This is a genomic window from Bacillus sanguinis (assembly GCF_018332475.1).
GTDB classification, from domain to species: Bacteria; Bacillota; Bacilli; order Bacillales; family Bacillaceae_G; genus Bacillus_A; species Bacillus_A sanguinis.
Window position 1 is genome coordinate 1 of record NZ_BOQB01000124.1, and the last position, 13,459, is coordinate 13,459.

At 34.9% G+C, this 13,459-nt stretch carries 11 protein-coding genes and 1 pseudogene; 3 read left to right on the forward strand and 9 right to left on the reverse strand.

The window, feature by feature from the left end; all coding sequences use genetic code 11:
• Positions 1–182 precede the first annotated feature (182 nt).
• A pseudogene (locus KI369_RS29895) lies at positions 183–372 on the forward strand (hypothetical protein).
• Between the two features lie 78 nt (positions 373–450).
• Here the strand turns inward: KI369_RS29895 and KI369_RS14895 are convergent.
• From KI369_RS14895 to KI369_RS14910, 4 genes are all read right to left on the reverse strand, one after another.
• On the reverse strand, positions 451–3,540 hold the full coding sequence (locus KI369_RS14895) for an SbcC/MukB-like Walker B domain-containing protein (RefSeq protein WP_212956486.1): 3,090 nt from the start codon (positions 3,538–3,540) through the stop codon (positions 451–453).
• Positions 3,537–4,694: an exonuclease SbcCD subunit D gene (locus KI369_RS14900; protein ID WP_212956487.1), complete on the reverse strand. Its 1,158-nt coding sequence runs from the start codon at positions 4,692–4,694 to the stop codon at positions 3,537–3,539. The genes KI369_RS14895 and KI369_RS14900 overlap by 4 nt, the downstream gene beginning before the upstream one ends.
• A 15-nt stretch (positions 4,695–4,709) precedes the next feature.
• A complete protein-coding gene (locus KI369_RS14905; protein ID WP_212956488.1) occupies positions 4,710–4,949 on the reverse strand; it encodes a DUF2584 domain-containing protein in 240 nt (79 codons plus the stop codon).
• Positions 4,950–5,132: 183 nt separating this feature from the next.
• A complete protein-coding gene (locus KI369_RS14910; RefSeq protein ID WP_001119407.1) occupies positions 5,133–5,390 on the reverse strand; it encodes a hypothetical protein in 258 nt (85 codons plus the stop codon).
• A gap of 306 nt (positions 5,391–5,696) precedes the next feature.
• On the opposite strand from KI369_RS14910, the gene KI369_RS14915 reads away from it, so the two are divergent.
• Positions 5,697–6,752: an enoyl-CoA hydratase/isomerase family protein gene (locus KI369_RS14915; RefSeq protein ID WP_212956489.1), complete on the forward strand. Its 1,056-nt coding sequence runs from the start codon at positions 5,697–5,699 to the stop codon at positions 6,750–6,752.
• 192 nt (positions 6,753–6,944) lie between these two features.
• Positions 6,945–7,577: a LysE family translocator gene (locus tag KI369_RS14920; RefSeq protein ID WP_212956490.1), complete on the forward strand. Its 633-nt coding sequence runs from the start codon at positions 6,945–6,947 to the stop codon at positions 7,575–7,577.
• Positions 7,578–7,647: 70 nt separating this feature from the next.
• Here KI369_RS14920 and KI369_RS14925 read toward each other — a convergent pair whose 3' ends face one another.
• The 5 genes from KI369_RS14925 to KI369_RS14945 form a co-directional block, all read right to left on the reverse strand.
• Positions 7,648–9,108, reverse strand: coding sequence for a CoA-acylating methylmalonate-semialdehyde dehydrogenase (locus KI369_RS14925; RefSeq protein WP_144611297.1), 1,461 nt, complete (start codon positions 9,106–9,108; stop codon positions 7,648–7,650).
• 36 nt (positions 9,109–9,144) lie between these two features.
• A complete protein-coding gene (locus KI369_RS14930; RefSeq protein WP_212956491.1) occupies positions 9,145–10,035 on the reverse strand; it encodes an NAD(P)-dependent oxidoreductase in 891 nt (296 codons plus the stop codon).
• A 16-nt stretch (positions 10,036–10,051) separates the two neighbouring features.
• Positions 10,052–11,761: an acyl-CoA dehydrogenase FadE gene (locus tag KI369_RS14935; RefSeq protein WP_212956492.1), complete on the reverse strand. Its 1,710-nt coding sequence runs from the start codon at positions 11,759–11,761 to the stop codon at positions 10,052–10,054.
• Positions 11,762–11,915: 154 nt separating this feature from the next.
• Positions 11,916–12,824, reverse strand: a complete 909-nt coding sequence (gene prpB / locus KI369_RS14940; RefSeq protein WP_212956493.1) for a methylisocitrate lyase — start codon at positions 12,822–12,824, stop codon at positions 11,916–11,918.
• A gap of 18 nt (positions 12,825–12,842) precedes the next feature.
• Positions 12,843–13,459 (reverse strand): MmgE/PrpD family protein (locus KI369_RS14945; RefSeq protein WP_212956494.1); only part of this gene is annotated, 617 nt, incomplete at its 5' end.

Below are 13,459 nucleotides of genomic sequence, written 5' to 3' on the forward strand. Positions count from 1 at the left end.
TATACATAATACAATGTTAATATGTGCTCTATGTGAAGTTAGCATAAATTTGTAATGAAGATTTTTCAAACAATTCACATCTAACTACATACTTCCTCCTAACACCATCCAATGATTTTAACATATTTTAGGCGTTTGTATATACTATGTATAAAATAAATGTTATTTTTTTGGGAAAACAAATACCAACAATGTTACAAGAAGAGGTGGAAGTAGCTCGTGAAACGTATGTCAGTCGTATCATATTAGTCAATGGATTGGCTTTCTTAGTAGGTGATGTTTATATATCGCTTGGAAAATAAACCGCCTTCTACAGATAACTACTATGTGAATTGTTTAATATTGAGTAACAAACACATGCCACCTCTATAAAGAGATAGCATGTGTTTTATCATTAGTTCTATACTAGAAGATTGTAAACAATACTTTAATTATAAATTACAATTGAACTTACTTCACCACAAACCTCGTCTGACTATACCCATCCTTCTGCTTCGTTACTTCTAATACAGCTGGCATTGCGTTTTTCAGCTCTTGAACGTGTGAAATGACACCGATAAATCGGCCTGATTTTTGTAAGTCAATTAAGGCATCAACTGCTTTTGTTAATGATTCCTCATCTAATGAACCAAAACCTTCGTCGATAAACATCGTTTCGATGGAAATACCGCCTTCATACGCTTGAATGACATCTGCCATTCCAAGCGCTAAGCAAAGCGATGCGTTAAATTTCTCACCGCCAGATAATGTTTTTACATCGCGTGTTTGGCCAGTGTATGCGTCGTATACATCTAAGCCTAATCCACTTTGACGATTTCTCTTTTCAACTCGTTCACTTCGTTTTAAATAAAATTGTCCATTTGATAATTTACGTAATCGTTCGTTCGCAATTTGAACAATTTGTTCTAAATACTCAATTAAGATGTAACGTTCAAATGATATACGGCTTTCGTTATCACCTTTCATTACTTCATATAAATCAACAAGTTCTTGGAACTCTTTTTCCTCCTCATGAATTTGCTCATCGATACGTCTAATATTTTCATGTAAATCAGAAATATATGTTACCGCATTTTGCGCACGTTGACGTTTTTCTTTAATGATATCAAGATTTATTTCTAAATCTTTTATATGTTCACCTAACGCTGTAATGTCCATATACTCTTTATCTTTTAATTCAGCATGTAACTCTTCAATTTGTTTTGCAAGTACTTCAAGAGATGAATAATAACTTTGAATTTCTTTTTGTATCATTTCCATCTCAGCATCACTTAATTTAGCTTCTTTATATGTAGATTGATCTGTAAATCCACTCTGCTCAAGCTCTTTCATAAAGCGTGTGAAAGTCTCTTCTTTTTTTAATTTTGCGCTTTCGAATTGATTAGAAGCACCTTCTAGTTCTGCTTGAATACGTATATTTTCGTTTTGCCAATGTTGATACGCTTCCTGCACCTTCTTCCATTCGTCCTCCATTAATCTGAGTTCTTGCATAGCTTGGTCAAATTGAACTTTCCAAGCTTGGACTGTTTGTAAGTTTTCAGGAATGTTTTTCTTATCAAGTTCATATGACGTACGAAGCTGCATACAATCCATTTCTATACGGTGCTGCTCTGTTTCCACCTCACGCTTTTGTTTCTGAAGTACATCTACTTTTTCTTCTACGCTTTTTATATTCACTGCAGTTTGCTTACGCGTTTCTTCACTTGCTTTTAACGTATTCACTTCAGTTGCTAATTGTTTTCCCTTTTGAACAAGCGCACTATATGTTTCAACTAATTCTTCAGAGCGATAACCTCGCTTCTTAACCTCTTCTATTACCTGTTCATATTGCAGATGATAGAAATTCCATTTCTCCTCTAATTGAACATGTAATTTTTCAGCACTATTCTTCTTATCTCTTAAATCATTTAACTCTTGTTCATCGATCGCATCACTTTGCTCTGTAGCTTTTTTCGGATGGTTCGTACTACCGCATACTGGACAAGATTCGCCATCATGAAGATGAAGAGCTAATATACCAGCTTGTTCACTTAACCAGCGACGTTCCATCTTTTCATATGCATTAACTGCCAATTGCATCTTATTATATGCCGCTTCTTTTTCTTGCTCAAATTTTTGTTTTTCTTGCCAAACATCATATGCTTGCTTTAATACTTTTGCATCTTCTCGCATATTCGTTAGTTCTTCGACTTTAGCTACATATTGTTCAAGTGCTCGTTCTAATTTCTGTAATTCACCAGACATTAGCTGTTTTTGATTTGTATGCTCTTCTAATTGTTGATCTAAGTTTTGCATACTTTCTTTTAGTTTCCCTACTTGAAGTTCTGCATTTTGTAAATTCAACTGTTTCTCAGCTAATGATGCAATAATCGGTTTTAACTCTTCTAATCTTTGAACAAGTTTTTTTGCATCTTCTCTCTCAGGTTCTTTATTCTTTACTGCTTCATATTTCTCCTGAGCAAATTCAAAGCTATTCGTTATATTTTCTTTTTTGGCGATTATTTGTTTCAACAAATTTTCAACCTTCTGCTCATTTTGCATTGCTTCTTCATGCCATTGTTCAAATGGTAATAAGCGCTTTGCTTGTTCCGCACGTTTAAAAGATGTTTCTTTCACTTCAATCACTGTACGGTTTTCTTCTAAAGTATTATATTTCTCATTCTTTTGTTGTAAATCTATAAATTTCTCATTTACAGACTTCGCTGCATGAAAACGTGTTTCAGCATTCTTTAATTGCTTCGTTTGAACATCTTGTTCTACCTGTAATTGCTCAACCTCTGCCTTGTACACAGCTGTTTCTTGTTCTAACGCCTCTACTACTTGATGCGTATTTACATGCTCTTGTTCCACTAATGTCTCTAATAATGCTCCATCGCGGATTGGTAATTTAAAAACATTACGGAAGTATAACTCTCGCTCTTTCTGTTTTTCTTGTAAGACGTCTTTCCATTGTTTTCGTTTTTGATCAAGTAACTCACGCATTAACTTATAACGATCTGTTTTGAAAATACGACGCAAAATTTCTTCTTTGTTTTCTGTCTCAGATGTTAATAGTTTACGGAATTCCCCTTGCGGTAACATAACAATTTGACTAAATTGATGTTTACTTAAACCAATTAAATCTTCTACTTTTTTATTTACATCCGTTACATGAAAACGATCAACAGCTGGAACCTTCTCTTCATCAATCACTTCATATAATTCTACAGCATGTCCCGTAATCGTCTTGTTCCCTTGTTTTTTATGCCCAAGTTGGCGTTTTATTTCATAACGCTTTCCTTTTAGCTGAAAGGTTAGTTCTACACTTGTATACATATTGTCATCAGCAAATTGACTGCGAAGCATGCTCGTATCACTACGTTCTTCTCCGCTTGCCTCACCGTATAACACATAACAAATCGCATCAAAAATCGTTGTCTTTCCAGCTCCTGTATTCCCAGAAATGGCGAAAATACGATGATCTCCAAGATCGTTAAAATCGATTACTTCTTTCTGTTTATATGGTCCAAATGCTGTCATAATTAACTGAATCGGTCTCATCCTCGTTCACCTTCCCGTTCTTGCACTGTTTGTAATACTTCTACAAATAGACGTTCTTTCTCTTCTGATAAATCTAAGCCTTTCATTTCTTTATAAAAAGCCTTTAATAGCGATAAATCATCCGTTTTATGTCTTGAAACAGTTACTTCATTTGACTCTGTAAGCTCTCGTCTTTGAATCGATCTTTCTACATGCATTGCATTTGGATAAACAGAGCGTATTTTTTCCATTGGCTGCAAGACAGGATTTTCATCTAATAATTTTACAAACACGTAATCTTCACTTATTGGATGTTGTAACAATTCATCTATTTTCGCTTCTACTGTTCGCATTTTACGGCGTGGTGCAAGTAACCTTTTTTCAATTGTTGCTTCACCTTGCTCGTCCAGTTCCACAATATAATATCCTTTTTTATGTTTTTCTTCAGAAATAGAATATGCAAGTGGAGAACCTGAATATCGAATTGTCTCATTACGTACGAAATGCGCTTGATGTAAATGTCCAAGCGCTGTGTAATGAAACTTATCAAAATAATGACTATTTACGTATTCAGCACCACCAATTGAAAGCGGGCGTTCAGCATCACTTGTATTCTCTTCCGCTTCTCCAGCAGAAGTTACAAATGCATGACCAACAAATACGTGTCTTGCTTCTTTATCCATCGTTTCAGAAAGCTCATTCATAAAAATACGCATTGCATCATCATGAGAACGTACATCTTCATTTTTCAATACATGTCTCACTATGCTTGGATCCGCATATGGAACGAGATGGAAGTGAACCTCACCATATTCATCGTTCAATATAATTGGATCATATGGAAATTGAAATTGTCCCACAATAAATAATCCTTGTTTCTTCATTAAACTACTACCAAAATGAATACGATCTGGACTATCATGGTTTCCTGCAACTGCAATAACTGGCGTTTGTAAATCAATCACTATTTTTTGCAGCACATCATTTAATAAGTCTACTGCTTCTGTAGGTGGAATTGCTCGGTCGTATAAATCCCCTGCAATAATTACGGCATCTGGTTTTTCTTCCTCAACAGCTTGTACAAACTGATCTAATACAATCTTTTGATCTTCAGTCATATACACGCCATGAACGAGTTTTCCTAAATGCCAATCCGCTGTATGAAATAACTTCATATTTTCCTGCTCCTTTTAATTTACTGAATTTAGTGATACAAGTTGATAGTTTAATGTAGTTTTTCCGTTCTCCCACTCTAACTTTTGTATCATTGCACTACCAATTCTTTCTTCATTTGATTTATATAAAGGTAATATTTCTTGAACTGTAAATAAGTGATAACCATCCAATTTTAATTGAAATATGTTTTCTTCTATATGTAACCTTACTTCTTTTTCATTTGAAATAATTTTTGTGTGCATCTCAAATTTCATGATAGATACAACCCCTTTTTCTAATCTCTACATTATTAATAGTATATTGGCTATGCAAGATTGACAAGTAAATACACGGTGAAGTGCTTACTTTTCTATTGTTATATGTTTTCTATTTTTACAAATAATACGGTATGTGAAATTTTATTAGATTCAAAAATAAAAATGCCTCTTGCGACATCTTTATTTTTGTATAAAGTCTTTCATTACATAATATAAAACTGTAATGAAAACGATCGCTACAAAAAATGAAAATACTGCGACAATGTACCCATCTTTATTTAATAGAATGCAAAAAGAAATAGATATGATAAAAATCGGAAATACAAGTCGTACTTTATCCTTCACTTCCTCTGTCGTATCTGTATGATGAAAATACTGAGTTATCCCTATCATTAAAGAAGACAAAATAATCACCGACAATAGTAAAGGTCCTGGCATTCCGATTTCTCCTTTCTCTATTTCTAATGAAAAGCAATTTTTCTTTCATCATAATACTCTTTTTGAAGTGATTACGCACAGTTTACACATATATAATAGCGTGTTTATTATGATAACTTCAAATAATTACAATTACAGTAATGTTGTAATATTCATTTTCAACCGCCAAAATCCTGCAAATATAACTCGTCAAAATATGCAGTGATCAAATTAACATGTACCGCCAACTTTAGACAAAATTTATAAAGGACATTTCAATACGTATCAAGAATTAAGAATAAGAAGATATGTAAGGGAGGATGAATTATGACTGAACACGTTTTATTTTCTGTGAGTGAAAACGGCGTTGCATCAATTACTTTAAACCGCCCAAAAGCACTTAATTCTTTATCTTATGACATGTTACAACCAATTGGGCAAAAACTGAAAGAGTGGGAACAAGATGAGCGAATTGCGCTTATTATATTAAAAGGAGCTGGCACAAAAGGTTTTTGTGCAGGCGGCGACATTAAAACTCTTTATGAAGCACGTTCAAATGAAGCTGCACTACAGCATGCGGAACGTTTCTTTGAAGAAGAGTATGAAATTGATACATATATTTATCAATATAAAAAACCGATTATCGCTTGTTTAGATGGAATTGTAATGGGCGGTGGTGTCGGTATTACGAATGGTGCGAAATATCGAATTGTAACTGAGCGTACGAAATGGGCAATGCCAGAGATGAATATCGGCTTCTTCCCAGATGTCGGTGCTGCTTATTTCTTAAATAAAGCTCCAGGTTTTGCTGGCCGATATGTTGCTTTAACAGCATCTATTTTAAAAGCTGCTGACGTATTATTTATAAACGCTGCTGATTACTTTATGACATCTGATTCATTACCAAATTTCCTTACTGAACTTGAAAGTGTAAATTGGCATAAAAAAGATGATGTACATACTAATTTAAAAGAAATTATTCGTACATTTGCAACTGCTCCAAACTTAGAAAGCGAGCTTGCTCCTTCATTAGAAGAAATGAATTCTCATTTTGCTTTCGATACAATTGAAGAAATCATCCATTCATTGGAGAAAGACCAAAGTTCCTTTGCTTTAAAAACGAAAGAAACGTTATTATCAAAATCGCCTGTTTCATTAAAAGTAACATTAAAGCAGTTTATTGATGGACAAGAGAAGTCCGTTGAAGAATGTTTCGCTACCGACCTTGTACTTGCTAAAAATTTCATGAGGCATGCAGATTTCTTCGAAGGAGTACGCTCTGTTGTCGTTGATAAAGATCAAAATCCGAATTATAAATATAAGCAGTTAAGTGATGTTTCAGAAGAGGATGTAAATCGATTCTTTAACTTACTGAACGCATAAGTGGTGGGTTACCCCTCACCAATAGTCCGTTCATTCGGGATAAACCTGAGGCGATATATTCGTGTAATTACGCGAATGTACCGCCTCTTTTTTGTTTAATAATTTTTAATAAAATTTAATTTTATTAAATCAAAATATGTGCTACACTATTTTTAATCAAATATTCTAAAAATAAAAAAAGGAGGAGCGACTGTGATTGAAAATTTTTTTCTTTTCATCATTATGTCTATTTGTCTTATTATTTTACCCGGCCCTGATACTGCAATGGCCACGAAAAACACATTAGTTGCTGGTAAGGCGGGTGGAGTGAAAACAGTGTTCGGCACATGTATTGCACTTTTGATTCATACGTTAGCAGCAGTTATCGGACTTTCCGCACTTATTGTAAAGTCAGCTCTTTTATTTTCTATTTTCAAGTACGTTGGAGCTCTATATTTAATTTATATTGGTATTAAAGCCCTTTTAGCAGTAAGAAATAAAGAAGGCGTTGATACAACCGATATATCTTTAAATAATGAAGACGAACACACTTCTTGTTTTCGTCAAGGGTTTCTTACGAATTTATTAAACCCTAAAGTCGCAGTCTTCTTTTTAACTTTTTTACCGCAATTTTTAAATCCAAATCATAATACGTTTATCCAACTTCTCGTAATGGGCCTTACTTATCTCGTTTTAACAGTTATTTGGTTCGCTTTTTATATATTTTTAATTGATAAAATTAGCGCTTTTATGAAAAAACCAAAGACACAACGTTATATTCAAGGGTTAACGGGAATCATCTTAATTGGTTTTGGTATTAAACTAGCTTTTGAAAAAAGTAATTAACACGATGAAAACCACCACTAGGAATAGTGGTGGTTTTCATTTAATAAATGATTTGGCTGCTTACTTTATATTAAAACCAGCGCTCAGTTACAACTTTTTTACGTGTATAGAATTGAACGCCATCTGTACCATTTGTACCTAAATCACCAAAGAATGAAGCTTTATTTCCTGCAAATGCAAAGAATGCCATTGGTGCTGGAACGTTTACGTTTACACCGATCATACCAGCATCGATGTTATCACGGAACGTTTGTGCATGCTTACCATTTGACGTATAAATAACCGCGCCATTTGCAAATTTAGATTGATTTGTTATTTTAATACCTTCTTCTAAATCTTTAACACGTACAATGCTTAATACTGGAGCAAAAATCTCATCTTGCCAAATTTTCATTTCTTGATTTACACCATCAAAGATTGTCGCACCTACAAAGTAACCTTCTCCAACTTCTTCCTTAATTTTGCGGCCATCTACTAATAAAGTAGCTCCATCTGCTACACCGCTATTAATATAGCCTAATACACGCTCTTTATGAGATTCACGAATTAATGGTCCAACATAATTATCTTCGTGGAAACCGTCACCTACTTTTAACTTCTTCGTCTCAGCTACTAGTACGTCAATGAATTCATCAGCAATTTCATCTACTACCGCTACTACTGAACATGCCATGCAACGTTCTCCACTACTTGCAAATGCAGACCCAATTACACCTTGCACTGTTTTCTCAAGATTGCAATCTGGCATTACAATCGCATGGTTTTTCGCACCAGCTAACGCTTGTACACGTTTTCCATGTTTCGTACCTGTTTCATATACGTAACGAGCTACCGGCTCAGAGCCAACGAACGAAACAGCTTGAATATCTTTATTTTCTAAAATACTATTTACAACATCTTTTCCGCCTTGTACTAAATTTAATACTCCTTTTGGAAAACCAGCTTCATAGAATAACTCTACAAGTCGCTCTGCTAAAAGTGGCGTTCTTTCAGATGTTTTTAATACGAATGTATTACCGCAAGCAATTGCAAGTGGGAACATCCATAATGGAATCATCATTGGGAAGTTAAATGGCGTAATACCAGCAACAACTCCAATTGGATAGCGCCAAATCGATCCATCAATGCCGCTAGCAATATTCGGTAGAGCTTGTCCCATCATTAAATTTGGTGCTGATGTTGCAAGTTCTACTGCTTCAATACCTCGCTGTACTTCACCAGTTGCATCCGTTAATGTTTTACCATTTTCAAGCGTAATGATTTTAGCAAGCTCTTCTTTGTTTTCTTGTAAAAGCTGTAAATATTTATACAATTGTCTTGAACGATTCGGAACAGGTACTTTAGACCATGTTTCGTATGCTGCTTTTGCCGCTTCAACAGCTTTTTCAACATCTTCTTTCGGAGATAGCGGAACGTAAGCGATAATTTTTCCAGTCGCCGGATTTGGAACTGCTTCTACTTCTGTACCAGTAGATTCTACCCACTCACCATTAATATGATTTTTTACTCGTTTAATTTCAGTTGTAATCATTATATTCTCTCCTTTTTTATGATGTTTATAAGTCTATTATTTTTGATTAGAAATTAATTGTTCACTAACTTTCTTATATAAAGCAGCCATATCGTTTTCACCATACCCAGCTTCACTTGCTTCTTCATATACATTTAGTAGCATTTCGCTTACTGGTAAGTGAAGTTCGCTTTCTTTCGCTAAATCTACTGCAAATCCTAAATCTTTCTTTAATAAATTCACAGTAAAGCCTGGCTCGTAGTTTTCTGATGAAATGAAACTTTTATAATTGCGCTCATAAATTCTACTTTGACCGTAACTTACATTTAAAATATCAAACATTTTATCTAAATCCATATTATTCTTTTTCGCTAATGTTAAAGCTTCACTTACGCCAGCTGTATAAAAACCAATTAATAGGTTATTAATTAATTTAACAGTTGTACCACTATCAATCTGCTCACTAACATGGAAAATATTCGCGCCTAGTACGCCCATGATAGATTTCGTTTTCTCATATACCTCTTTTGATCCACCAACCATAAACGTTAATGTACGATTTTCGGCTCCAATTACCCCACCACTAACAGGTGCTGCTAAAAAGTCTACTTTCTTTTCCTTTGCAGCTTCCTCTAACTGTTTGTTTAATTGTGGAGATACAGTACTTGTATCAATTAAAACTACATTCGAGTGACTATTTTCAAATAATCCTTCTTCTCCAAAATATACCGCTTCAACAGCTCGAGGTGAAGGTAAACTTGTAAAAATCACATCGCATGTTTCTGCTAGCCTTGAGATTGATAAGCCAATGATTCCTCCTTCACTTTCAAAGGAAGCTTCAGCCTCTTTATTTAAATCCACACCGTATACTGTGTAACTTGATTTAACTAAATTTTTAGACATTGGAAGACCCATGTTACCTAAACCGATAAAACCAATCTTTTTCATATCGCTTTCCTCCTATTTACACAATATACTTTCCGCGATTTATTATAGCTTTCGCAATTTCTCTCTTTTTTGTAAATACGTTCGTGTATAAAGGCACTAATAATTGACGAATTTCAGCTAAAATCACATGTCGATCTTGTTCTTCTGTAACAGCCGCTGAAAGTATAGAAATCGCCGCTTCTTCTACTTTGCGATAACCTTCTTCACAAATAACGTCAGTTATCATTTGTTTCGTACGCTCTTTCTCTTCACCATTTTTACTAATGGCTTTACTCGTACGTAAAAATGCTGATTCCATGACGTACACGTCCGTTAACATATTTGATAATACACGTGAATATTCTTGCTCTTGATCAATTTTTATACTTGGAGTTTTAGAGAGCGTTTTCAAAGATTGTTTCAACAATTTTTTTGCTAATAAAATGTAACGATGGTTTCTTTCAACATTTGCTACATCCACTTCTACTTCAGTATCTTCAATTTGTTCCATTTGCTTCATTAACATTTTAGCAACTGTTAATCTATTAATTTCGTTCGTTCCTTCAAAAATACGACTAATTCTAGCATCACGATACAATCGTTCTACCTCGTACTCTTGCATATAACCGTATCCACCATGAATTTGTACAGCTTCATCTACGATATGACCAAGTGTTTCAGAAGCATTTACTTTATTAAGTGCACATTCAATTGCAAATTGAGACATTTTCTTCATCAGATCTTCATCACTCTCGTGAATCGCTTCATCAATTACACCTGCTGTACGGTAGGCTGCACTTTCTGCTCCATAAGTAGCAATAATCATATTTGCAATTTTCTCTTGAATCATCGTAAAATCTACTAATTCCGTTTGGAACTGCTTTCGCTCTTTTCCATATTGAACCGACAAACCAATTGCTTGTTTTGCTGTCCCAATATTTCCAAAAGCAAGCTTTAGTCTAGCAAAGTTTAGAATATTAAGAGCTACGTGATGCCCCTTCCCAACTTCCCCTAAAACATTTTCAGCAGGGATGACAACATCTTCTAAAATAAGGGTAGCCGTTGAAGAACCTTTAATCCCCATTTTCTTTTCTTCTAGCCCAATAGATACACCTTCACATGTTCTTTCGACAATAAATGCTGTCATTCCTTTATTTGTTTTCGCAAAAACAACGTATACATCTGCCATATGAGCATTTGTAATCCACTGTTTTTCACCATTTAACTTCCAAGCCGTACCATCTTCATTTAATACTGCACTCGTTTTTGCACTTAAAGCATCAGAACCTGCATTTGGCTCAGTTAAAGCATAAGCCCCAATCCATTCTCCAGACGCAATTTTCGGCAAATATTTTTCTTTTTGTTCTTTCTTCCCATAATATATGTAAGGCAATGTACCTACACCAGCGTGTATATTAAAGGAAACGCTAAATGCACCAGCATATCCCATTTTTTCTGCTACAAGCCCTGAAACTGCCTTTCCTAACTCAAATCCGCCATACTCTTCTGGAACCTCGATACTTAATAATCCAAGTTCTCCAGCTTTCTCAAATAATTGACGAGAAACTTTATAGTTATGTTGTTCAATATTCTCCATTTGTGGAACAATTTCTTGTTTAACGAATTGTTCTGTCGTTTTTGCGATTAAATCTTCATCTCCTGAAAAATCTTCTGGCGTAAAGAAAGTATGATTCACATCTTTATTAAGTGAAAAAAATTCATCCCACGGTAACTTCGTTTTCTCCATCTGAATCCCCCTATCATTTCGGCCTTACTTGCTACTACTTATGCACGTCTACGATGAGTGGAATATCTTATTTTTGAAAACAGAAGGCGATGAATTTTCACATCAAGCAGTTCGTTTTGCCAAAGATGTATTCTCATCGCCTTAGTTGCTTTATCTATTGATCCTCTGATAATACTGTTTTTGCAATTCCAGTATCTAGTTCTTCAAAGTCATGATATGAAATTGTTTCATATAACTCACTTCTCGTTTGCATATTTGAAAGTGCATCTTTTTGAGAACCTGTTTCCTTAATTAAAGTAAACACATTCTCATACGCTTTCGCTGCAACACGTAGTGAAGTTACAGGATAAATAACCATTTGGAAGCCCATATTCGCAAATTCCTCTGCACTATAATAAGGAGTTTTTCCGAATTCAGTCATATTCGCAAGTAAAGGTGCATTGACTTTACTATTAAATAGACGGAACTCCTCTTCGGATTGAAGCGCTTCAGGGAATATCGCATCTGCACCTGCTTTTATATAAGCGTTCGCTCTTTCAATCGCTTCGTCTAAGCCTTCTACACCGCGAGCATCTGTGCGCGCTACAATATATAAACTTGGTGCAACTTCTTTAATTGCTTTAATCTTTTGAACTAATTCTTCTGTCTTAACGAGTTTCTTACCATTTAAATGTCCACATTTTTTCGGTAATTGTTGATCTTCAATTTGAACAGCTGCTACTTTCGCTTCCACCATTTCTACAGCGGTTCTCGCTACATTTAATACACCACCAAACCCTGTATCAATGTCAACAAGAACAGGTAAATCTGTAGCTCTTACTAAATCTCTTGCTCTCTCTGCTACTTCAGTAGACGTCACGATTCCTAAATCTGGTAGCCCTTTGCTTGCAGTATAAGCAGCTCCCGATAAATAAAGAGCTGAAAAACCTGTATTTTTCGCAACAAGAGCTGCCATTGCATCATGAGCACCTGGAATTTGTAAAATTTCATTTGCTTCTACTAAAGCTCGGAAGCGATTCGCAAGCTCTTCTTGTGTTGACTGTTTATCCACAACCCAAGCCATTCTAGATTCCCCCTATTATTAAATTAAGAATAGATCTACAAATTCGTTTACATTCATATTTTCTAATTTTTCTTCATTTAAACAAACTTCATGAATTTGTTCTTGTTGCTTATTAGAATAATGACCTGCCATATTCGCAGTGAATTTTTGAACAACTTTTGGAATCGCTTCGTCTCTACGGAAACGGTGTCCAAGTGGATATTCACATTCCACGCTTTCTGTTACAGTGCCATCTTTGAAATGAACTTGTACAGCGTTGGCGATTGAGCGCTTGTTCGGGTCAAGGTAATCTAAACTGTACTGTTTGTTTTCAACAACAACCATCTTATTACGTAATTCATCTACACGTGGATCATTTGCTACTGCATCCTCGTAATCGTCCGCAACGATATCTCCTTTTAATAAACCAATTGCCGTAATGTATTGTAAGCAATGATCACGATCAGCTGGGTTATTTAATGGACCTTCTTTATCAATAATACGGATTGCTGATTCATGAGTTGTAATTGTGATACGGTCAATTTCATCTAATCTTTCTTTAATTTCTGGATGTAATTTCACAGCACATTCTGCAGCTGTTTGTGCATGGAATTCTGCTGGATATGAAACTTTAAATAATACATTTTCCATTACAT

Bases quoted from the DNA above. Each gene is read 5' to 3' on its own strand.
- KI369_RS14895 (WP_212956486.1), bottom strand. From the start codon at position 3,540: ATGAGACCGATTCAGTTAATTATGACAGCATTTGGACCATATAAACAG.
- KI369_RS14900 (WP_212956487.1), bottom strand. From the start codon at position 4,694: ATGAAGTTATTTCATACAGCGGATTGGCATTTAGGAAAACTCGTTCAT.
- KI369_RS14905 (WP_212956488.1), bottom strand. From the start codon at position 4,949: ATGAAATTTGAGATGCACACAAAAATTATTTCAAATGAAAAAGAAGTA.
- KI369_RS14910 (WP_001119407.1), bottom strand. From the start codon at position 5,390: ATGCCAGGACCTTTACTATTGTCGGTGATTATTTTGTCTTCTTTAATG.
- KI369_RS14915 (WP_212956489.1), top strand. From the start codon at position 5,697: ATGACTGAACACGTTTTATTTTCTGTGAGTGAAAACGGCGTTGCATCA.
- KI369_RS14925 (WP_144611297.1), bottom strand. From the start codon at position 9,108: ATGATTACAACTGAAATTAAACGAGTAAAAAATCATATTAATGGTGAG.
- KI369_RS14930 (WP_212956491.1), bottom strand. From the start codon at position 10,035: ATGAAAAAGATTGGTTTTATCGGTTTAGGTAACATGGGTCTTCCAATG.
- KI369_RS14935 (WP_212956492.1), bottom strand. From the start codon at position 11,761: ATGGAGAAAACGAAGTTACCGTGGGATGAATTTTTTTCACTTAATAAA.
- prpB (WP_212956493.1), bottom strand. From the start codon at position 12,824: ATGGCTTGGGTTGTGGATAAACAGTCAACACAAGAAGAGCTTGCGAAT.